Origin of the sequence: Ruegeria lacuscaerulensis (assembly GCF_013033355.1) — a bacterium.
GTDB classification, from domain to species: Bacteria; Pseudomonadota; Alphaproteobacteria; order Rhodobacterales; family Rhodobacteraceae; genus Ruegeria; species Ruegeria lacuscaerulensis_A.
The window spans coordinates 168,359-188,779 of the sequence record NZ_WQDY01000001.1; the positions used below are offsets into that span (position 1 = coordinate 168,359).

The 20,421-nt window shown below is 58.4% G+C and carries 16 protein-coding genes and 1 riboswitch; of the genes, 11 read left to right on the forward strand and 5 right to left on the reverse strand.

Going from position 1 to position 20,421, the window contains the following annotated elements:
- The first annotated feature begins 37 nt into the window (after positions 1–37).
- On the forward strand, positions 38–898 hold the full coding sequence (locus GOW48_RS00845; RefSeq protein WP_170750622.1) for a DUF2189 domain-containing protein: 861 nt from the start codon (positions 38–40) through the stop codon (positions 896–898).
- Between the two features lie 18 nt (positions 899–916).
- Here GOW48_RS00845 and GOW48_RS00850 read toward each other — a convergent pair whose 3' ends face one another.
- Together GOW48_RS00850 and GOW48_RS00855 are read right to left on the reverse strand one after the other, a co-directional pair.
- Positions 917–1,606: a glutathione S-transferase N-terminal domain-containing protein gene (locus GOW48_RS00850; RefSeq protein WP_170750624.1), complete on the reverse strand. Its 690-nt coding sequence runs from the start codon at positions 1,604–1,606 to the stop codon at positions 917–919.
- A gap of 23 nt (positions 1,607–1,629) precedes the next feature.
- Complete coding sequence (locus tag GOW48_RS00855; protein WP_234899394.1) at positions 1,630–2,607, reverse strand: alpha/beta hydrolase; 978 nt, start codon at positions 2,605–2,607, stop codon at positions 1,630–1,632.
- Positions 2,608–2,698: 91 nt separating this feature from the next.
- A riboswitch (SAM riboswitch) is annotated at positions 2,699–2,776 on the forward strand.
- A 63-nt stretch (positions 2,777–2,839) separates the two neighbouring features.
- Here GOW48_RS00855 and metZ point away from each other — a divergent pair.
- Both metZ and folE2 read left to right on the forward strand, forming a co-directional pair.
- Entirely contained in the window at positions 2,840–4,030 is a 1,191-nt protein-coding gene (gene metZ / locus GOW48_RS00860; protein ID WP_170750626.1) for an O-succinylhomoserine sulfhydrylase, read from the forward strand.
- Positions 4,031–4,201: 171 nt separating this feature from the next.
- Positions 4,202–5,305 carry a GTP cyclohydrolase FolE2 gene (gene folE2, locus GOW48_RS00865; protein WP_170750628.1) on the forward strand — a complete coding sequence of 368 codons (1,104 nt, stop codon included), beginning with the start codon at positions 4,202–4,204 and terminating at the stop codon, positions 5,303–5,305.
- Positions 5,306–5,907: 602 nt separating this feature from the next.
- Here the strand turns inward: folE2 and GOW48_RS00870 are convergent.
- A complete protein-coding gene (locus tag GOW48_RS00870; protein ID WP_170750630.1) occupies positions 5,908–6,318 on the reverse strand; it encodes a hypothetical protein in 411 nt (136 codons plus the stop codon).
- On the opposite strand from GOW48_RS00870, the gene GOW48_RS00875 reads away from it, so the two are divergent.
- Together GOW48_RS00875 and GOW48_RS00880 are read left to right on the forward strand one after the other, a co-directional pair.
- Positions 6,317–7,765: a TrkH family potassium uptake protein gene (locus GOW48_RS00875; RefSeq protein WP_170750632.1), complete on the forward strand. Its 1,449-nt coding sequence runs from the start codon at positions 6,317–6,319 to the stop codon at positions 7,763–7,765. The genes GOW48_RS00870 and GOW48_RS00875 overlap by 2 nt on opposite strands.
- The gene (locus tag GOW48_RS00880) at positions 7,765–9,339 is read left to right on the forward strand and encodes a thiamine pyrophosphate-binding protein (RefSeq protein WP_170750634.1); all 1,575 of its coding nucleotides are present in this window, start codon (positions 7,765–7,767) and stop codon (positions 9,337–9,339) included. The genes GOW48_RS00875 and GOW48_RS00880 overlap by 1 nt, the downstream gene beginning before the upstream one ends.
- 47 nt (positions 9,340–9,386) lie before the next feature.
- Here the strand turns inward: GOW48_RS00880 and GOW48_RS00885 are convergent, their stop codons facing one another.
- Entirely contained in the window at positions 9,387–11,120 is a 1,734-nt protein-coding gene (locus GOW48_RS00885; protein WP_170750636.1) for a serine protease, read from the reverse strand.
- Between the two features lie 203 nt (positions 11,121–11,323).
- Between GOW48_RS00885 and GOW48_RS00890 the strand changes: the two genes are divergently transcribed.
- Positions 11,324–12,253 carry a glycine--tRNA ligase subunit alpha gene (locus GOW48_RS00890; protein WP_170352797.1) on the forward strand — a complete coding sequence of 310 codons (930 nt, stop codon included), beginning with the start codon at positions 11,324–11,326 and terminating at the stop codon, positions 12,251–12,253.
- 8 nt (positions 12,254–12,261) lie between these two features.
- On the opposite strand, the gene GOW48_RS00895 is transcribed toward GOW48_RS00890, so the two are convergent.
- The gene (locus GOW48_RS00895; RefSeq protein ID WP_170750638.1) at positions 12,262–12,894 is read right to left on the reverse strand and encodes a MarC family protein; all 633 of its coding nucleotides are present in this window, start codon (positions 12,892–12,894) and stop codon (positions 12,262–12,264) included.
- Positions 12,895–12,972: 78 nt separating this feature from the next.
- On the opposite strand from GOW48_RS00895, the gene GOW48_RS00900 reads away from it, so the two are divergent.
- From GOW48_RS00900 to GOW48_RS00920, 5 genes are all read left to right on the forward strand, one after another.
- A complete protein-coding gene (locus tag GOW48_RS00900; protein ID WP_170750640.1) occupies positions 12,973–13,494 on the forward strand; it encodes a DUF6446 family protein in 522 nt (173 codons plus the stop codon).
- 4 nt (positions 13,495–13,498) lie between these two features.
- Entirely contained in the window at positions 13,499–14,713 is a 1,215-nt protein-coding gene (gltS, locus tag GOW48_RS00905; RefSeq protein WP_170750642.1) for a sodium/glutamate symporter, read from the forward strand.
- Between the two features lie 9 nt (positions 14,714–14,722).
- On the forward strand, positions 14,723–16,921 hold the full coding sequence (gene glyS, locus GOW48_RS00910; protein WP_170750645.1) for a glycine--tRNA ligase subunit beta: 2,199 nt from the start codon (positions 14,723–14,725) through the stop codon (positions 16,919–16,921).
- A gap of 64 nt (positions 16,922–16,985) precedes the next feature.
- Positions 16,986–19,526 (forward strand): putative PEP-binding protein, encoded by a 2,541-nt coding sequence (locus GOW48_RS00915; RefSeq protein ID WP_331251773.1) that lies wholly within the window; start codon positions 16,986–16,988, stop codon positions 19,524–19,526.
- Positions 19,527–19,714: 188 nt separating this feature from the next.
- Positions 19,715–20,356 carry a cell wall hydrolase gene (locus tag GOW48_RS00920; protein ID WP_170352802.1) on the forward strand — a complete coding sequence of 214 codons (642 nt, stop codon included), beginning with the start codon at positions 19,715–19,717 and terminating at the stop codon, positions 20,354–20,356.
- The last annotated feature ends 65 nt before the right edge of the window (positions 20,357–20,421 follow it).

Sequence of the window (20,421 nt, forward strand, 5' to 3'; positions counted from 1 at the left end):
GACAGACCACCACGCCACGCTTTGGGAGGAACGTGTCATGCCATCCAAAACCGCAGATTCCACACCGCCAGAGGACCTGACGCCCCAGCAGCAGGACAGGGCCGACGTCAATACAATCACTGTCGACGATATAACCGCCTCGTTAAAAGCTGGCTTCTCTGACTTTCTGGCGCGCCCGGTCATGAGCGGCTTTTTCGGTCTGTTCTATGCGGTGTTCGGAATTCTTCTGGTTTGGGTCATGGTCTGGCTGGGTAAGATCTGGATGATCATTCCGGCCATTGTCGGCTTTCCATTGATTGCACCATTTGCGGCCGCTGGGCTGTACGAAATGTCACGCCGGTTGCAAAACAGAGAGGACTTCGGATGGTCTGAAATCCTAACCGTCATGGCCAATCAGCGAAAGCGTGAGATGGGCTGGATGGCCTTTGTTACCCTTTTCATATTCTGGGTGTGGGTTTACCAGATTCGGCTATGGCTGGCGATTATCCTACAGGACGCCTCTTTTTCGGACTTGGACGGGTTTCTGAACACCGTATTTTTCACTCCGCAGGGATGGACGTTTCTTGCTGTCGGCACGGCCATAGGGGCATTTCTGTCAGCGGTCCTGTTCTCGACAACTGTCGTTGCCATGCCCATGCTGCTGGATCGCGAGACCAATTTCGTCTCTGCCATGCTCACATCAATCCGGGTTGTCACCGAGAACCCCGTGGTGATGCTGAGCTGGGCTGCGATCATCTCGGTCACGATGCTGCTGTCGCTGGTTCCGGCGTTTTTGGGCCTGATCTTTACACTGCCGATTCTGGGGCACACGACGTGGCATCTGTACCAGCGGGCTGTCCCGCCGGTGGCGGCTAATTCGCCCGCTGTCAGTACAAACCACGCATCATCCGCAGGTTAGCTAGGCTTTTGACCTAATTTACCGCTTGAACAAATTGCTCTGCGACTGCTTGTCTCGATGGTCCCCGCGCAATTCGGCATGTAGCGCCCGACCGGCCTGAACACCGGGGCGAGCACTGACGGTTTCCAGCCAGCGGGTGAAATGTGGCTTGTCCTCCAGCACCTGTTGCTGGCCTTCCCACAGACTGGCCCAGCCCCAGATCGACATGTCTGCAATGGAGTAGAAATCGCCCGCGACATATTCGTTCTCGGCCAGCCGCCGATCGAGCACGCCGTAAAGCCTGCCAACCTCGGTGCGATAGCGATCCTTGGCATAGGGCAGGTCTTGTGGCGGGTCCAGTTGCGGGGCGTATTTCAAAAAGTGGTGCGCCTGACCGGCCATGGGTCCGACCCCGCCCATTTGCCACATCAGCCATTCCTCAACAGCGATCCGGTCACGATCGGTCTTGCCGTAGAACCGCCCTGTCTTGCGTGCCAGATACATCAGGATGGCACCGCTTTCGAAAACCGAGATCGGCCTTCCATCCGGGCCGTCGGGGTCAACGATGGCGGGCATCCGGTTGTTGGGCGCGATTTTTAGGAATTCTGGGTCGAACTGGTCACCTTTGCCGATATTGATCAGGTGGGTGTTGTAGGGCAGGTCCATTTCTTCCAGCGCTATGGACGCCTTCCAGCCATTCGGCGTCGGCCAGAAATACAGATCGATCATAATGTCTCCTCAGCTTGAGGGGATCATGAGGCTTTCTGCGCAAAGGGCAAGAGGGCGTGTGGCCGGGGGAGCACAAACAACCGTGACCAGCGTGGCGCTGGCAGGTCGGGCAGGCCATTCTGCAGGCAACCCAGACACAAACGGTCGTCGTGGCGCAGCAACGCGTTATACAACCGCAAAACGCCCGGTCGAGTATAGCTTGACCAATGACAGATGCGACGCTGGGGCATGCCGACTGGCTGTACGACGCGGGACAGATGGGCCAAAGTTTGCGGACAATCCAGTTGTAGCGTGACAGCGTTTGGGGCTTGTAGCCCTGTTCCTATGCTACGGTCTCCACGTCGGGGTGGCTGGATCAGCCATTCATAAGCCATGTCAAACAGATCGTTTTCCCGGCTGGTCACATTAACGAATTCCGCAGATCGACCGGCCGGTGTGTCCAACGCAAAAAGCGCTCGGCTTTGGTAGCCTGCCCCCGTCAACGAGACAATGCGGTTCAACGCCCCGGATCCAGAGTGGTGCAAAGCCTCAAGCGCCAGTTCGACACCCATTGAATGGCCGATGAAATGTATCGGTCTTCCCGGGTTCAACCGACGCAAATCGCGGATCAGCCCGGCCAATGCGCGGCCGGCCTCGACGGCGCGACGACGGGCCGCCCATACTGGCCCCTGGGCGTTCCAGCCAAATGCGATCCCCAGCCCTTCATCAGCGAACCCCGCGCCGAACCCAAGCTGCTGTGGCCAGCTTGGACAACCAAAGTACGTACCATCCGGATTCAGGGCCAAAATATGTCGATGTGGGCAGGCTTTGGCGTCGTCGGGCCTGTATTTATACCCGTGGGTCATGATGACGACAGGGCCCGATACATCCCTTGTACGCCGCAGTACGCTATAGACGGGACGGGGGCTGCGATGGAGGGAAATCTGGTCGTCTTCGGCGTTGATCCTGACTATTGGCATCTGCTCAGCCTCACACAAGATGTAGTGGTGCTCGTCTGTCATGACGCTATGACGATTGGGTGAAAGACAGGTTACAGAACCGTGACGTTGCACCGGTCAGGGTTGACGCCTTTGCAACTGCGGCGTAATGGCATCAAGACCACGTGGCGATTTGATACCGGATTGCGGGCCACGCTAAACAACACCGCTAAAAGGTCAGGATGAAGGGCCCCTTTCGCTTGACCGCGTCTGGGGTTTTTTATTTGCGCGCCCAAACCGGGCCGAAAGGAATGACATGAGCGAGAACTGGAACAAACGCACACAAGCCGTCCATGGTGGCATCCGCCGCAGTCAGTATAACGAGGTGTCCGAGGCGATCTTTCTGACGCAGGGCTTTGTATATGATACCGCCGAGCAGGCCGAGGCCCGTTTTATCGAGACCGGCCCGGATGAGTTCATCTATGCCCGCTATGGCAACCCGACTGTGTCCATGTTTGAACAGCGTATTGCCGCTCTGGAAGGGGGCGAGGACGCCTTTGCCACCGCATCGGGCATGGCGGCTGTGAATGCGGCGCTGACCTCGATGCTGAAGGCGGGCGATCATGTCGTGTCGGCCAAGGCGCTGTTCGGCTCATGCCTTTATATTCTGGAAAACATCCTGACCCGTTTTGGGGTCGAAGTGAGTTTCGTAGACGGCACCGATCTGGACGCGTGGCAGGCTGCGATCCGTCCCGATACCAAGGCGGTGTTTTTCGAATCTATGTCGAACCCGACGCTTGAGGTGATCGACATCGAGGCCGTCGCCAAGCTGGCACATGCCGTTGGCGCGCTGGTGATTGTGGACAATGTATTCTCGACGCCCGTGTTCTCGCGCGCGATTCAGCAGGGTGCGGATGTGGTAGTCTATTCCGCGACCAAACATATCGACGGGCAGGGCAGGGCGCTGGGCGGCGTCATCATCGGCACCAAAGACTTCATCCGCGGCACCGTTGAACCTTATTTGAAACACACCGGCGGGGCGCTTAGCCCGTTTAACGCCTGGGTGATGCTGAAAGGGCTTGAGACGATGGCGCTGCGCGTCAACGCGCAGGCTGAATCCGCGCAGATCATCGCCGAGGCGCTTGAGGGGCATCCAGCGTTGGAACGCACTTTGTACCCTGGTTTGAAAACCCACGCGCAGAATGCGCTGGTACAGACGCAACTGGGGGGCAAGGGCGGCACGGTTCTGTCGCTGGATATCAAGGGCGGCAAGGACGCGGCCTTCAAGTTCCTGAATGCGCTGACGATCCCGGTGATCTCGAACAATCTGGGTGATGCCAAATCAATCTCTACGCACCCGGCGACGACCACGCATCAGCGTCTGAGCGATACGCAAAAGGACGAGTTGGGCATCACACCGGGTCTGATCCGTTTTTCGGTCGGGCTTGAGGATGCAGATGACCTGCTTGCCGATATCGGGCACGCATTGGACGTTTCTCAACAATAGCGGTGCGTCAAATCAGGTATTCCCGGGTCAAAGAAATGTGTGTGGGGTAGTAAATCGCTCATTCCGCACCAAAATTCGATCCGGGCTGTGTTTTCCGGCGTATACGGATAAACTGGAAAACGCGCCGAGCCCGTATATACTCCGGCGACCAACCCCGAGGAACTCTGATCGATGAACGTGCATCCCCGTGACATTGACGACGCCCCCAACCATGATCAGGCCGAAGCCGCGCTGAAAGTGCTGCGCAAATGGGCCGAAAGCGCGACAGAGGCCGAAATCAGCCAGCTTGATCCGGCGATCGCACGTCTGGTTCCGGGGCTGGTACCGGTGAACTATCCGTCGCTGTCACGTGAGTATCTCGAAGGGTTCGAAGTGGATGCTGCATATCGCGCCACGCTGCCCGACCTGCAAAACGGCCCCTCCAGCCTGATCCGGGGGGCAAAGCAGCAAATTCAGCATGTGGGCATTTCCAATTTCCGCCTGCCGATCCGCTTTCATCGCAAAGAAGGTGAGGATTTGACCCTTGAGACCTCGGTCACCGGGTCAGTCAGCCTTGAGGCGGAAAAGAAGGGTATCAACATGTCCCGCATCATGCGGTCCTTCTACAAACACGCCGAGCGCACCTTCAGCTTTGAGGTGATGGAAGCCGCGCTGGATGATTACATGACCGATCTGGACAGCTTTGATGCGCGCATCCAGATGCGGTTTTCCTTTCCTGATAAGGTGCAAAGCCTGCGCTCGGGTTTGGAAGGTTATCAATACTACGACATCGCGCTGGAACTGGTCGAACAGAACGGCGTGCGCCAGAAGATCATGCATCTGGACTATGTCTATTCCTCCACCTGCCCTTGTTCGCTGGAACTCAGCGAGCATGCGCGCTCGACGCGGGGGCAGTTGGCGACGCCTCATTCACAGCGCTCGGTCGCGCGGATTTCGGTCGTGGTGGACTGCGACGCCGATTGTCTTTGGTTCGAAGACCTGATCGCTCTGTGCCGTCGCGCAGTGCCCACGGAAACGCAAGTCATGGTCAAGCGCGAGGATGAACAGGCTTTTGCCGAGCTGAACGCCGCCAACCCGATCTTTGTCGAGGACGCCGCGCGTTTGTTCTGCGCCGAATTGCTGGCCGATCATCACGTCGGTGATTTCCGAGTGGTCGCCAGCCATCAGGAAAGCCTGCACAGCCACGATGCGGTTTCGGTCCTGACTGAAGGCCCGACCTTCGTATCCGCCAGCATTGACCCGAAATTGTTTGCGACCCTTTTCCACGTAGGGTGAGGTCAAAAAGTCTCAACTTCAAACTTACGGCACGTTTTTGCCGCAGCGCAGCAAAAAATGCTGCAAGCGCACGGTCTTTCAAGTAGACTGAGGCCGAATGCAGCCGTGACTGCGCCGTTTGATTGCGGCAAAGGTCACTTCTGAAGGAAGCCGACACGTGCAACGCCTGAATCAGAGCGACACCGAAGGGTGCCCGAAACATCGCGGCGTCTCTGGCTTCTTCCCGTCATGTAGGCTGCGTCGTTTTCAGAGGAGTAACTACGTATGAATCCGATTACCCAGCCGCTGGAATTTCAGGCTGCCGCCATTCGGATGGCGGGCTATGCGGTCAGCAACCAGATGAAAATCATGCACATTCTGGCGTGCTCGGCGATGGAGCTGCCTTTCGTTCCCGTTCAAGCTTTGCAAGCGTCTTCATCGGTGCCCGCGCCTGTTGCGCCGAAATCTGCGACCAAGACCACAGCACCAGCTTCCAAGGCAACTACAGCTCCGGTTGCTAAGCCGAAACCGGCTGCAAAGGTCAAACCCGCAGCGAAGACAGCGACCGAATCACCGAAACGTGTTGTCTCAAAACCGGCCCCCGCCAAGGCGGTGAAACCGGCTCAGACACCGGTCAAGCCTGCGGTTGCGAAAACAGCTGCAACTAAGGCTCCTTCCGCCGCCAGACCTGCGACGAAATCTGTTGCGCCAAAACCTGCGACAGCGAAAGCGGCACCGAAACCGGCGGCTACCAAGCCTGCGGCTGCGGCATCCAAGCCGGCCGCGCCCAAAACGGCCCCGACCAAAGCGGCGTCAGCCAAGCCGACTCCGACCAAAGTAGCCCCCAAAGCTGCGGCGCCTAAATCCGTGGCCGCAAAACCGGCTGCAGAGAAACCGGCGTCTGCGCCTGCTGCGCGCCGGCCTCGTGCCCCTTCGAAGCCGCCTGCGATGCCGGCTGCTGCCAATAAATCCGATAAGTAAATCGGGGCATCCGCTTGACACAGTCGTGCAGGCGCGCCAACGCTGCGCCTCATGACGGATATACGCCCGGTTGGATATGTGATTGGCCTGTTGGTCGCCATTCTTGGGGCGACCATGGTGCTGCCTTTGATCGCGGACCTGATTGAAGGGCGCGACGAATGGCATGTTTTCCTTGAAAGTGGGATCATTACGGTCCTGACCGGCGTTATTCTGGCGATGAGCTGCTCGAACGGTGTGGGCGAAGGTCTGACGATCCGTCAGACCTTTTTGCTGACAACAGGGGTTTGGGTCGCGCTGCCGTTCTTTGGTGCCATCCCATTTTTGTTTGGGGCGACCGAGCTTCGTTTCGTCGATGCTTATTTTGAGGCGATGTCGGGGCTGACGACCACCGGTTCGACCGTGATCACGGGGTTGGATGCTCTGCCGCAGGGATTGCTTTTGTGGCGCGGCGTCCTGCAATGGCTGGGTGGCATCGGGATTATCGTTGTGGCTATGGTGTTTTTGCCCGAGCTCCGGGTGGGCGGGATGCAGATTTTCCGCTCGGAAGGGTTTGAGACCATGGGGAAAATCCTGCCGCGCGCGCAGGAAATCGCAGGGCAGATATCACTGATTTATGTGTTTCTGACCTTTGTCTGCGTTTTGGTCTACGCCGGTTTTGGAATGAGCTTTTTTGACGCCGTTGTGCATTCGATGACAACGATCGCAACTGGCGGGTTCTCGAACTATGATGCGTCCTTTGCAACGTTTTCCGGGCCCACCGAATATGCAGCATCGGTATTCATGATTTTGGCAGCGCTGCCGTTTGTGCGCTACGTCCAGCTGGCGAACGGCAATACAAGCTCATTATGGAAAGACAGCCAGATCCGCACGTTTCTAGCGACCATTCTGGTGCTGGTCGCCGTGATGACGGTCTTTCTGCTTTTGGTCTTTCCGCATCATTGGGAACAGGCATTTCGCGAGTCCTTGTTCAACATCACCTCCATTATCTCGGGAACCGGATACGCCAGCGTCAACTACATGACATGGGGCAGCTTTCCGGTGATGGTGTTCTTTCTGATCGGTCTGATCGGGGGGTGTGCGGGTTCGACAGCCTGTTCGATCAAAGTCTTCCGCTATCAGTTGCTATTTGCATCCATCAAAACGCAGATTCGTCGGATCCGGTCTCCGCACGGAGTCTTTATGCCTTTATATGATGGGCGCCCCATCAGTACGGATGTTCTGACCTCGGTCATGAGCTTTTTCATGTTCTTTGTGCTGTCGATGGGCGTTCTGGCTTGGGCTTTGGCGCTGACGGGTCTGGACTTTATCACCTCTGTCTCGGGCGCGGCGACGGCGTTAGCCAATGTAGGGCCGGGGCTTGGCGATCAGATCGGCCCGGCGGGCAATTTCGCGGGGCTGAGCGATACGGCCAAGTGGCTGCTGTCCATCGGGATGTTGGTTGGGCGGCTTGAGCTGCTGGCCGTCTACGCTCTGTTCACTGTTCAATTCTGGAGAAGCTGATGAAAAGACCCCTCGGCGCGCAAATCTCGCATATGCTTCGGGATCGAGGTGTGGATGTGATTTTTGGCATTCCCGGTGTGCACAACCAGGAAATGTATCGTGGGATCGAAGAAGCAGGTATCACCCATGTTCTAGCCCGGCACGAACAAGGGGCCGGGTTCATGGCCGACGGCTATGCGCGGGCAACTGGCAAGCCGGGGGTGGCCTATGTGATTACCGGGCCGGGCCTATGCAACATCATGACACCGATGGGGCAGGGATATTCGGATTCGGTGCCGATGCTGGTTCTGTCCTCATGTCTGGACGAGACCGAGGCGTCAAAGGGCCAGTTGCATCAGATGAAGGACCAGCGTGGGGCCGCCGATACGGTTGCGGATTGGTCGGTGCAGGCAAATTCGGCCCAAGCCGCTTACGGGCTGGTCGAGCGCGCCTTTGAGGAATTCGAACTGTCGCGCCCGCGTCCCAAGCATATTCAGGTGCCGATCAAGCAGCTTGAGGCCGAAGCAGATCCGGCCCCGTTTCCCAACCAACCGGGGCTGCGCACCAAAGCCGCGCCGCCGGACGTCGCGTCGGTTATGTCGATGCTGAATATCGCCCGCAGGCCCTTGTTCATCCTTGGGGGCGGGACGCGGTCCAACCTGTGGCGGCAGATCCTGACCCAACTGGGGGCAGCCTGTTTCACCACCTATGCGGGGCGTGGCATGGCCGGGTTGAACTATGCGCTTGATTTTGGTGCCTATCTGCCCCGAACCAGCAGCGCAGAGGTCATTGCCTCGGCCGATCTGGTTGTCGTGGTTGGGGCCGAGCTGGGCGAGGTCGATCTGTGGCGCGACGATCTGGGGCATTCTGGCAGTCTAGTGCGCGTCGACCTTGACCCTGCTGTCTTGTCCGACCGCCAACGGGCGGCGGTTAAGTTGCAAGTGGACGGGGAAAGTTTTGCTCACGCACTTTGGGCCGCAATCGACCATGTGAAACCAGCAACCGGCTGGACCGAAGACGAGGTCGCCCAAGCCCGCGCGAAATGGCGGATCGAAGTGGACGCCGAACGCCCCGGCATTGTCCCCGTGCTGGACGCGCTGCGCGAGGCAATGCCGGCAGAGACAATGATCTATTCGGACATGACCCAGCTTGCCTATGTGGGCAAAGAGGTCTGGGATATGACCTTCCCTTACCACTGGCACCATCCCACCGGGTTTGGGACGCTGGGCTATGCCCTTCCCGCCGGGATCGGAGGCGCAGTGGCGCGGCGCGGCAAACCTACGGCGGTAATCGCAGGAGATTACGGGTTTCATTACACGATGATGGAGCTGGGCGTTGCAGTCGAACTTGGCCTGTGTCTTCCCATTATCCTTTGGGACAATGGCAAGCTGAGAGAAATCGAAGACAGCATGGTTCGCACTCAGATCGCGCCGAACGCGGTTGTGGCACGGAACCCCGACTTTTGCAAGCTGACCGAAGCCTTCGGTGCCCGGTCCGCAGAGCCAGTCAGTCTTGAAGACATGCAGGCTGCCGTCCGCGCTGCTTTTGATGCGCAAGGCCCTACGCTGATCCGGATCACGCCAGATATTTTGTAACTAAAAACGCCGCTCCTAAAGGCGGCGTTGAATTGATTGAGGCGGGATCAGTCCCAACACTGGACCAGCACCGTCATTCCGGTTGCCCGACGGTTCAGCTCGTTAGGTGTGATCTGAGAGGACGGTTGACCGGATACGCCGGATACGCCTGCTTTGTCCAAAATCTGGTTCAGGCTGGATACCGTCGCCGCCAGACTGACCGAAGCGGGCAGGGTGCGACCGTCGGATGGGGTCGGCAACAACATACCAACCACTTGACCGTTCCCGTCGAATACAGGGCCTCCGGCGTCACCGGGCTGAGCCGCGAGGGCTAGGCGCTTCACGCCTTCTTCCCCGTTCAGCCCGCGCACATCGGCGATCTGGCCGTAAGTCAGCGTGGGCGCGCCCAATGCGCCTTGGTATGAAAAGCCGGACACTGCTACTTCAGCCTGAATACGGGGGGCGTTTGCGCTGAATTCAGCAACGCTTAGCGGGGCCAATGCGCTGCGCGGTTGCAGAACTGCGATACCTAGGTCGGAATCCCGCCAGGCGACCTGAAGTTCCTGATCTCCGTCCAGCGTCACGCGGGCGCAGCTGTCTGCCGCCTCGGCCACAGTAAGTACGGTGCCATTAGTGTCGGCAAAGAACCCGGACCGTGACAGGCGAGGCTTGCGTATCTGAAGGCCAGACACAAGATCGATCCGCTGTTCAGCATCTGCGCCAGCCGCGGCGTCGAGAACGGCGTTGTTCGTTGCAAAGCTGGCTTTCATCGCGTCCAGTACCCGCATCCGCCGGGCATCATCTCCATCAGGCCAAACCAGCGTGAAGCCCTTGATCTGCCCATTGTCCAGACGCGCCTCGGTATAGGAAACGACATCGTTTCCACGTCCTTCAAGGGTAAATCTATTGCCACTTAGTTGACGCGGCCCTTCCAATGGGACGATCTCTAGCGATTGCATGACTTCGTACAAAGCGCGCAGCGTGTTCTTGTCGCCGGTCTGGCTGATCAGCAGCGCCTTTGCGCCCAGATCGGTACTGTTCGTGAAATGCACGAATGGCGCCTCGTAGCGGTCAAACGAGACCACGCCCAACGGCAGATCCAGATCGATCCCCGCCTTCATATCCGAATGGCGTGCCATCCCGACGTTGATCAAAGGTGCGTTATAGGCGTCCAACAGGGCTGCGCGCTGTGCCGTGGTTAGAACGCCCGTCGCCTCGAAACCATTGAAACGCTGCCAATCGGCCATCGAACGCCGGGTGCCTTGCCCGAATGCGCCGTCGATTGTTGCGTTGTAGAAACCGGCGGCTTGCAAAGCGGTCTGCAGATTCCTGCGTTCCTGAGCCGTCAGACGGCGCTCTGATTGCAATGCCTGAGACCGTGTTTCGTCCGAGGCTTGCGGTGTCAGCCCGGCAACGGGCTGATCGGGCTGTTGTTCGACTGGTGGCGCTACAGTTTCCGGTTCTGACAGGGCCGCATCGGTGGGCCAGAACTGCTGCCCCAGAATGTTGGAGAACGTGATGTAGCTGTCCGCGGGGATTTGCCCTTCGGACCGGTAAACATTCAGAACCTGTTCGGCATCGCCGCGTAAATAAGGACCAATAACAATGGCATACCATCCAGAGTTCAAGCGAAAGCCGTTCACATCAGGTAATACTTCTGCGTACGCCCGCGCGCGCTCTTGTGCTGCGGCCAAAGTCGGGCGGGCTTCAACCTGAACCCAGACCCCAGTGTCTTGTTGCGCGTATGAGGCGCGAAGGCCGAAGAGAATTAGAAACAGAATTGCCGTAAATATGCGTGTCATTGTCTGCCCATGTCCGCAGTGTTTTTCTGCGCCGCAGACTACGCGATCAGGGGTGTGGATTGCCATGCCCCGAATACGGGGAATTTACAGTGTGGCTGCTCAGTGACAGGCGAGACCACTTGTGCCGTTGACGCCCCCCGGCCCCTTGCATAGGAAAGGAAAAACCCACCGGAACCGGCGCCCAAGCGTCCAAAGGGAATGTCATGACCGATCAGTCCAGTACACCTCGTTCTTTTCAAGAGATTATTCTGCGGCTTCAGACCTATTGGGCCTCGAAAGGCTGCGCGATCCTGCAGCCCTACGATATGGAGGTCGGTGCCGGCACCTTCCATCCGGCGACCACATTGCGCGCCTTGGGGTCCAAAGCTTGGGCAGCGGCCTACGTTCAACCTTCGCGCCGCCCGACCGACGGGCGATATGGAGAGAACCCCAATCGATTGCAGCACTACTATCAGTATCAGGTGTTGATCAAACCTAGCCCACCGGACCTGCAAGAGCTGTATCTGGGTTCGCTTGAGGCGATCGGTATCGACATGGAGCTGCACGACATCCGTTTTGTCGAGGATGACTGGGAAAGTCCCACCCTTGGGGCCTGGGGTCTGGGCTGGGAGGTTTGGTGCGACGGTATGGAAGTCAGCCAGTTCACCTATTTCCAACAGGTCGGCGGCCACGATTGCGCGCCTGTCTCGGGTGAGCTGACCTATGGGTTGGAGCGTCTGGCAATGTATGTGTTGGGCATCGACCATGTAATGGACATGCCCTTCAACGACCCTCAATCGCCCAGCCCGTTGAAATATGGCGATATCTTCAAACAGACCGAGGAAGAATACGCCCGCTGGAATTTTGACGTGGCCAACACCGAGGTCCTGCTGCGCCACTTTGAAGAGGCCGAGGCAGAATGCGCCACTATTCTGGCGCAAGAGCATGATGATCCAAAGACGGGCAAGCGCATCGTGATGGCGCATCCGGCTTATGATCAGTGCATCAAGGCCAGCCATATCTTCAACCTGTTGGACGCGCGTGGGGTGATTTCGGTCACCGAACGGCAGGCCTATATCGGGCGGGTGCGAGCGTTGGCCAAGCAATGCGCCGATGCGTTTGTCATGACCGAGGCTGCCGGGTACGAGGCTTGATGGCCAGATCACGCCAATCCGGGCAGCAAAACCTTGAGGCCATCGGCGATCATGCTGATGGCGATGGCCGACAGGATCATGCCCATGAAGCGGCTCATAATAACGCGCGCGTTTGCGGACAAGCGTTTGGCCAGCGCCGATGCGTTCCAGAAGGTAACGAACAGCAACAGCAGGACGACCAGAAATACGCCTGCATAAAGCATCGCATCCACTGGTTTGGTGATGTGATGAGCGTAGAGGATCAAAGTCGTGATCGTGCCCGGACCGACCAGAATGGGAAAGGCCAGCGGATAGAACGCTACGGTGTCGGGTTCGGGGTAGGACTGTTTTTCATCCTCGGTCCCATGATGGGTCGTGCTTTGGTTGCCGCTCAGCATGTTGAGGCCGATCATCAGAACGACCAGCCCACCCGCGACACGCAGGTCGTCGACCGAAATGCCAAACAACCCCAACGCCTGATTGCCGATGGCTGCAAAGGCGCCACCAAGGATCAGGCAATAGACCGTCACTTTCGCGGCCACCTTACGCTGATCGGCGGGGGACAACCCTTCGGTCACACTGAGGAAAACGGGCAGGTTGGTGATCGGGTTCATGATCGCGAACAAAGCGCCGAAGAATCCGACGGTAAGGGTGGAGTCCATTCGATAAGCCTCGTATCAACCTGTTACGTGCCGGACCCTGTCCGATTTCCCGCGCATTTGAAAGGGGTTGCGTAAACAATGACCGGAAAACTGCTTGCTCTTCTGTTGCTTGGCTCGGCTGTTTTGGCCGGTGTGGGAATGTATTATCTGCAGGTCTATGGGTTTTACTACACGGTCGAACCGCAGCCGGGGCGGGATGTCAATCTGGTGGTCGTTGAGACCGATCAGCCAGAACCGATCACCTATTCTGCGTTTCAGGCAATTGATGCCAATAGCTCTCCGATCCGGTATCGAGCGTGTTTTGAAACCGATCTGAGCTTGGACCAGTTGTCAGGCTTCGTGGCGTTGGACAATGCCGAACCGTTGACCGCGCCAGGATGGTTCGACTGCTACAATGCCGTTGCCATCGCGGATGCGTTGAAGACCGGGCAGGCACAGGCATTCATGGGGCAAAAGAACATTCACTATGGCGTCGATCGTATCGTTGCAGTCACACAAGACGGCAAGGGCTATGTTTGGCACGCGCTGAACAATTGCGGTGAAAAAGCCTATGACGGAACGGTCGTAGGCGAGGAATGCCCGCCGCGCCCGCAGGAATGAAGCAATGATCCAGCAAATGTTGCAAGTTCCCGACTTTCTGACAGCTACGATGGGGTTTGCCGTTTATTTGGTCGGGGCCGAGATCAACGCCCGTGTCGAGGTGTTGCGGCAGTTCAACATCCCCGAGCCCGTGACCGGAGGGTTGCTGGCCTCGGTCTTTCTGTTGGCGCTGTATCTGGTCTTCGGCATCGAGATGTCGTTTGGACTGGCTGCGCGCGATTTCCTGTTGGTTGTATTCTTTGCCGGAATTGGGCTGAACGCCAGACTTTCTGATTTAGTTGCTGGTGGTAAGCCGCTGTTTTTGCTTTTGATCCTGACGCTGATCACAATAGTTCTGCAAAACGGAATCGGCGCTGTTGGCGCAGCGATCTTCGGTTATCCGGTACAGGCCGGGGTCTTGTTCGGGTCGGCAGCATTGATTGGCGGGCATGGGACTGCCATTGCCTGGGCACCCGAGGTTGGCGCAGTGACCGGTCTGGAAGGTGCAACTGAACTGGGTGTTGCCGTGGCAACTCTGGGTCTTGTTCTGGCAGCTTTGGTCGGCGGTCCGATCGCGCGATTTCTGGTCGAAGGCAAGAACCTGACACCAGAACGTCCCGACGAAGAACATACGGTCGGTTTGCCCGACAAACCCACCGAGGCAGAGGCAAAGGTGGACCACCTAACCATCATGCGGGTGATGCTGTATCTGAACATCGCGATCGTTGCGGGGTACTTCCTGCACCAGGCGATCAGCGCGGCGGGGCTCAAGCTGCCGTTGTTCGTCCCTTGTCTGATCATGGGTATCGTCATTGCCAACTTACGCTCGGCGCTGTTTCCAAACGCGCAACCTGTTGCGCGTACGCCTTCGCTTGCTTTGCTTTCGGAATTCTCGCTGGGTGCGTTTCTGGCAATGTCATTGATGAGCCTGCAGCTATGGACGATCGCTGAGCTGGGGCTTGCGATTGTGGTGATCATGACGGCGCAGACGCTGCTGGCCGTTGTGTTTGTAATCTGGGTGCTGTTTCCGGTCATGGGTGGCAACTACCGGGCCGCTGTTCTGGCCGCCGGGTTCGGCGGGTTTGCCTTGGGTGCAACTCCCACCGCTATCGCGAATATGACCGCTGTCACCAAGCGATATGGCCCTTCGCCTATTGCCTTTATCGTGTTGCCCCTTGTATCCGCCTTCTTTGTGGATATTGCCAATGCCATCGTCATCCAGACGATCGTGAACTTCTAAGGACCGACCATGCCCGACCTGCTGATCGAACTGTTTTCCGAGGAAATCCCCGCCCGCATGCAAACCCGTGCCGGCGAAGATCTGAAAAAGCGGATCACCGATGGTCTGGTCGAGGCCGGTCTGACCTATGCCGGGGCTGCCGCTCTGACCACGCCGCGTCGCCTGACGCTGGCGATCGAGGGCCTGCTGGCGGAAAGCCCCACCATCCGCGAAGAACGCAAGGGCCCCAAGGTCGGCGCGCCCGACAAAGCGATCGAGGGCTTCCTGCGCGGTGCGGGACTGACGCGCGATCAGTTGGAAGAGCGAGAAACGCCCAAAGGCTCGGTTTATTTCGCCACCATCGAAAAAGCGGGCCGTCCAGCGGCCGAGATCGTGGCCGACGTGCTGGAGGCCACCATCCGTAACTTCCCTTGGCCCAAGTCGATGCGTTGGGGCAGCGGTCCGCTGCGCTGGGTGCGCCCTTTGCATTCAATCCTTTGCATCCTGTCGAATGAAGCGGGCGCTCAGGTCGTACCGCTTGAGGTCGAGGGGATCAAATCCGGGGATACCACGGGGGGGCACCGTTTCATGGCTCCGGATCGATTCTCGGTCATGTCTTTCGAAGACTACGCCGCCAAGCTGAAAGCAGCTTTTGTAGACCTGAACCCTGTGGACCGGGCCGAGCATATCTGGAATGACGCGCAGAACATGGCGTTTGCTGCCGGTCTGGAAGTGGTCGAGGACAAGGGCCTGCTGGCCGAGGTCGCGGGTCTGGTCGAATGGCCCGTGGTGCTAATGGGCAAGATCGACGACGAATTCCTGAACCTGCCGCCCGAGGTTCTGCAGACCTCGATGAAAGAACATCAGAAGTTCTTTTCGGTGAAGAACCCCAATACCGGTCGGATTGAACAGTTCATAACCGTCGCCAACCGCGAAACCGCCGACAATGGCGCGACCATTCTGGCAGGTAACCAAAAGGTGCTGTCCGCCCGGCTGGCGGATGCGAAGTTCTTCTGGGAGAACGACCTGCGCATTGTCAAATCCGACGGGTTCGAGCCGTGGGTCGACAAACTGAACTCGGTGACCTTCCACGCAGAACTGGGCTCGCAGGGCGAGCGGGTTCTGCGCATCGCCGCGCTGGCGCATGAACTGGCCTCTGCGACCGGTGCAACGCCAGCCTTGGCGATGATGGCGGCGCAAGGGTGCAAGGCGGACCTGTCATCCGAGATGGTGTTCGAATTCCCCGAATTGCAGGGCCTGATGGGCCGCTATTATGCCGATGCAGCCGAACTGCCTGCGGAAGTGGGGCAGGCAAGTGAGGAACATTACTCGCCGCTTGGCCCGTCGGATGATGTGCCGACCGCGCCGGTTTCCGTGGCTGTGGCGCTGGCCGACAAGCTGGACACGCTGACCGGATTCTGGGCGATTGACGAAAAGCCCACTGGCTCGAAAGATCCGTTTGCGCTGCGCCGTGCGGCGCTTGGGGTGATCCGGTTGATCCTGATCAACGATCTGCGCCTGTCGTTGAATGACACCTTCGCATCGGCATTGGGAAGCCTGCTGAAACTGCCCGAATGGCAGGCAGCCCTGCTGGAAGCCAAGGCGAAACAAGCCAAGGCCGAGGATGCCGAGGCCGCCGCGCAAGAGGTTCACGGGCTGGCACATCAGGTCGAAGCCGCGACTGCGATTGTCACAAACGCCCCGGCGGACCTGCTGTCCTTCTTCCATGACCGCCTTAAGGTGTTCCTGCGTAATGAAGGCATCCGCCACGACATCATCGACGCCTGTATCGCGATGGACGGCAATGATGACCTCAACCTGTTGGTCAAACGCGCTCGTGCTCTGAACGCAGTGATCGCGACCGAGGATGGTGAGAACCTTGTTCAGGGCTTCAAGCGCGCCAACAACATTCTGACTCAGGCCGAGGAAAAAGATGGGGTAGAATATTCCTACGGTGCGGATGTGAAGTTTGCCGAGACCGACAGCGAAAAGGCGCTGTTTGCGGCGCTGGAAAACGCGCAGGGCCAGATCGAAGCCGCGCAGAAGGCCGAGGATTTCCCCGCTGCCATGACCGCCATGGCCGCACTGCGCGGTCCGGTGGATGCGTTCTTCGAAGATGTTCAGGTCAATACCGACAATGACATCCTGCGGCGCAACCGTCTGAACCTGCTCAGCCAGATCCGTCAGGTTTGCGCGCGCGTGGCGGACCTCAGCAAGATCGAAGGCTAAGCCAGATGGCCCTTGCGCCATTGGTGCAGGGGCTTATGCTGCGGTCAAACCAAAAGGTGCCGCAGTGCAGAATAACCCGCATACCACGCTGATCACATCCACCGCGCCTGTCACCACGGCGTCGCATGGTGGCCGCGCGAAATGTTTACAACGGCTTGTCCGTCTGGATTTACCGGTGCCGCGCACAGTGGCGTTATCCTTTGATGCTGTTCAGGCAATCGCCAAGGGGCAGGTCCCTGATATCGACGCTATTCTTGAGCAGTTCGACCAATCGACACTGTTGTGCGTGCGACCCAGCTCCGAGGACCCTGATTGGGGCGGTCCAGGTGCGATCCTGAATATCGGAATGAATGATGCGCGATATGTGGACCTGTCGGATTCGATGGGCGTCGAGGCTGCGGCCGCCCTGTATCTGCGTTTCGTGCAAAGCTACGCGGTTCACGTCGCGCGGTTGGATGCAGACGTGTTCGACGATATCGACGCCGATGGGCGCGAAGGTCTGCAACAATCGCTGCGTGCCTACGAAGATGAAACGGACGAAACCTTTCCGCAGGATCGCGGCGAGCAACTTGTCGCCGTTTTACGGTCGATGGCACGAGCATGGGATGGGACTTCGGCACGCCTTCTGCGACAGGCTAAAGGTGCGCCTGTGGATGCCGGATTGGGCCTTGTCATTCAGGAGATGATACCGGGTGTCGGTCAGGGTGAGTGTGGCTCGGGTGTTTTGCAATTGGTGGAGCCTACGACCGGGATGCCTCAGCTGACCGGGCGATACCTGAGCCAGAGCCAGGGCCGTGATGCGTTGGGCGAGGGTGTTGCTGCGCTCTATCTGGAAAAGGATCCGCGCGGTAAGTCGCTCGAGGAAGTGGCGCCCGAAGCCTTTGCGGAGCTCAAGGCGCATGCCGCGCTGATGCGGATCAAGCTGCGCGAGGAAATGCAGGTCGAATTCGTGATCGAAAACGGCCATGTCCACATTTTGGACGGTGTTCGCGTGCAACGCAGCGCGCGGGCCGCGATGCGCATTGCGGTGCGTCTGGCCGAAGACGGAATCATTCCGCCGCAAGAGGCGGTGATGCGGGTTGATCCGCATTCGCTGAATGAATTACTGCACCGTCAGGTCCACCCCGAGGCGAAGCGAGATGTTCTGACGACCGGAATCGCCGCCAGCCCCGGTGCCGCGACTGGCAAGATAGTGTTTACCGCCGCCGAAGCGCAGGCCAGCGCTGCTCGTGGAGAGCCGTGTATTCTGGTGCGACGCGAAACCGCTCCCGAGGATGTGCGCGGGATGCACGCGGCCGTCGCGGTTCTGACTGAAAAAGGCGGGATGACCAGCCACGCCGCCGTAATTGGTCGGGGTCTAGGTCTGCCTTGTATTGTCGGTGCGTCCGAGATGCGTTTTCAAACCAAGAAACGGATGTTGACCGCACCTGACGGACGTGTGTTCAAAACCGGAGATACGCTGACTATCGATGGCAGTTCGGGGCAAGTCCTTGCTGGGAAACCTGCGATGCTGGAAGCGGCGTTGGATGATTGTTTTCAGACACTTATGGCCTGGGCCGACGCTGAGCGCGACATTGCCATTCGCGCGAACGCCGATACGCCTGCCGACGCGCAGACGGCGCGGAACTTTTTGGCGCAGGGCATTGGGCTGTGCCGGACCGAGCATATGTTCTTTGATCCCGGCCGCCTGATTGTCATGCGCGAGATGATCTTTGCGCAAACCTCATCGGGTCGCGAGGCGGTTCTGGAACGTCTATTGCCGATGCAGCGCGAGGATTTTGTCGAACTGTTCCGGATTATGGAAGGGCAGCCCGTCTGTATCCGCCTGTTCGACCCGCCTTTGCATGAATTCCTGCCCACCACACGCGGCGGTCAACGCGAATTGGCCGAAGCGCTGGACCTCCCGGTCTCGGATGTTGAACGTCGCGTGGCGGCGATGACGGAATACAACCCCATGTTGGGGCTGCGCGGTGTCCGCTTGGGTGTCACTGTGCCCGAGATTTATGACATGCAGGCCCGCGCGATCTTTGAGGCGACGATCGAAGCCAGCAAAAATGGCGAACCTGTCGTGCCCGAGGTGATGATCCCGCTGGTTTCCGCGAAACGCGAAGTTGAGCTGGTCAAATCGCGGATCGACTCTGTTGCGGCTTCGGTTGCGGCCGAGCGCGGGCAGGAATTCGAATACAGGTTGGGTGTGATGGTTGAAACACCGCGCGCCTGCCTGCGCGCAGATGAGATCGCGCCACAGACCTCGTTCTTGAGTTTCGGAACCAACGATCTGACCCAGATGACCTACGGGCTGTCGCGCGATGACGCGGGGCGGTTTATGTCCGCCTATGTCCGACAAGGTGTCTTTGCCGAAGATCCGTTCCATGTATTGGATGCGGACGGTGTTGGGGAACTGCTCAAGCTCGGGGCCGAGAGGGGGCGGCAATCGCAACCTAACGTGACCTTGTCTGTGTGCGGTGAACACGGTGGAAACCCCGAATCAATCGCCGTTTGTCGAGATCTGGGATTCGACTATGTCTCATGTTCTCCCTTCAGGGTGCCTGTGGCTCGGCTGGCTGCCGCTCAACTGGCGATTTCGTCCAGACTTGGGGGTTGACAGCCTTCTGAAACCCTAAGAATAGTAGGAAACAACAAGCTTCGCCGTGGGTTATTTTTGACGTAACGGCGATTTTCCACTTGCTTTTTTCGACAAAACTGGACGTTTCCGATTCAATTCGGTATGAGCCTCGTCGCGCCCGCCGGGGGAGGGTTTGGCGCATTATGTGCCTATGCGAGGTTATCTGAATGCTACGTTACATAATGGCTGTTGCCACGATGGCAGCAACCGTGCTGCCAAGTGTTTCCGTCGCTGAGAGGGAAGCCACCGATACTGCAAAGCGTGAACTTGTGGCCCGGACTGAACTGCCCGGTCAAAACTTCCGCGAATACCTGAATTTGTTCAAGCCCCGAAAGGCGGCTGAACCACAAAAAATATCCTACTCAAAGAACTGGCTGGACCAACAGCCCAAGGCCACTGGGGACGAGCACTTCAAGTGCCTGGCCGAAGCACTGTACTTCGAGGCGCGTGGCGAAAGTGTGCGCGGACAGTTTGCCGTGGCCGAGGTCATCCTGAACCGAGTCGACAGCGGACGTTTTCCCGATACGCTGTGCGGCGTGATCAAGCAGGGGACAGGTAAGAAATACCAGTGCCAGTTCACCTATACCTGTGATGGCCGCAAGGAAGTAATCCGCGAGAAAAGAGCCTATGAACGTGTTTCGAAAGTCGCACGTGCGGCCATCGACGGTGACGTGCCTGCGTTGACCGAAGGTGCCACTCACTACCACACAACAGCCGTTCGGCCCTCTTGGGCGCGTGTCTATACGGAAACCGCACGGATCGGCGTGCACATTTTCTACCGGCACAAACATCGCACGGCGAGTAACTAACTGACGCACCCGCGCTGGAAGCTGAATGGCGCGGGGCGTTTTTTGATCTATGTTGCGTGCCAGGA

Excerpts from the sequence above, each read along its gene's own strand:
- GOW48_RS00895 (WP_170750638.1), bottom strand. The coding sequence starts at position 12,894 with ATGGACTCCACCCTTACCGTCGGATTCTTCGGCGCTTTGTTCGCGATC.
- GOW48_RS00870 (WP_170750630.1), bottom strand. The coding sequence starts at position 6,318 with ATGAGGCGCAGCGTTGGCGCGCCTGCACGACTGTGTCAAGCGGATGCC.
- GOW48_RS00885 (WP_170750636.1), bottom strand. The coding sequence starts at position 11,120 with ATGACACGCATATTTACGGCAATTCTGTTTCTAATTCTCTTCGGCCTT.
- GOW48_RS00880 (WP_170750634.1), top strand. The coding sequence starts at position 7,765 with ATGAAAAGACCCCTCGGCGCGCAAATCTCGCATATGCTTCGGGATCGA.
- GOW48_RS00845 (WP_170750622.1), top strand. The coding sequence starts at position 38 with ATGCCATCCAAAACCGCAGATTCCACACCGCCAGAGGACCTGACGCCC.
- GOW48_RS00920 (WP_170352802.1), top strand. The coding sequence starts at position 19,715 with ATGCTACGTTACATAATGGCTGTTGCCACGATGGCAGCAACCGTGCTG.
- gltS (WP_170750642.1), top strand. The coding sequence starts at position 13,499 with ATGATCCAGCAAATGTTGCAAGTTCCCGACTTTCTGACAGCTACGATG.
- GOW48_RS00855 (WP_234899394.1), bottom strand. The coding sequence starts at position 2,607 with ATGACAGACGAGCACCACTACATCTTGTGTGAGGCTGAGCAGATGCCA.
- glyS (WP_170750645.1), top strand. The coding sequence starts at position 14,723 with ATGCCCGACCTGCTGATCGAACTGTTTTCCGAGGAAATCCCCGCCCGC.
- folE2 (WP_170750628.1), top strand. The coding sequence starts at position 4,202 with ATGAACGTGCATCCCCGTGACATTGACGACGCCCCCAACCATGATCAG.
- GOW48_RS00900 (WP_170750640.1), top strand. The coding sequence starts at position 12,973 with ATGACCGGAAAACTGCTTGCTCTTCTGTTGCTTGGCTCGGCTGTTTTG.
- GOW48_RS00875 (WP_170750632.1), top strand. The coding sequence starts at position 6,317 with ATGACGGATATACGCCCGGTTGGATATGTGATTGGCCTGTTGGTCGCC.
- GOW48_RS00890 (WP_170352797.1), top strand. The coding sequence starts at position 11,324 with ATGACCGATCAGTCCAGTACACCTCGTTCTTTTCAAGAGATTATTCTG.
- GOW48_RS00850 (WP_170750624.1), bottom strand. The coding sequence starts at position 1,606 with ATGATCGATCTGTATTTCTGGCCGACGCCGAATGGCTGGAAGGCGTCC.
- metZ (WP_170750626.1), top strand. The coding sequence starts at position 2,840 with ATGAGCGAGAACTGGAACAAACGCACACAAGCCGTCCATGGTGGCATC.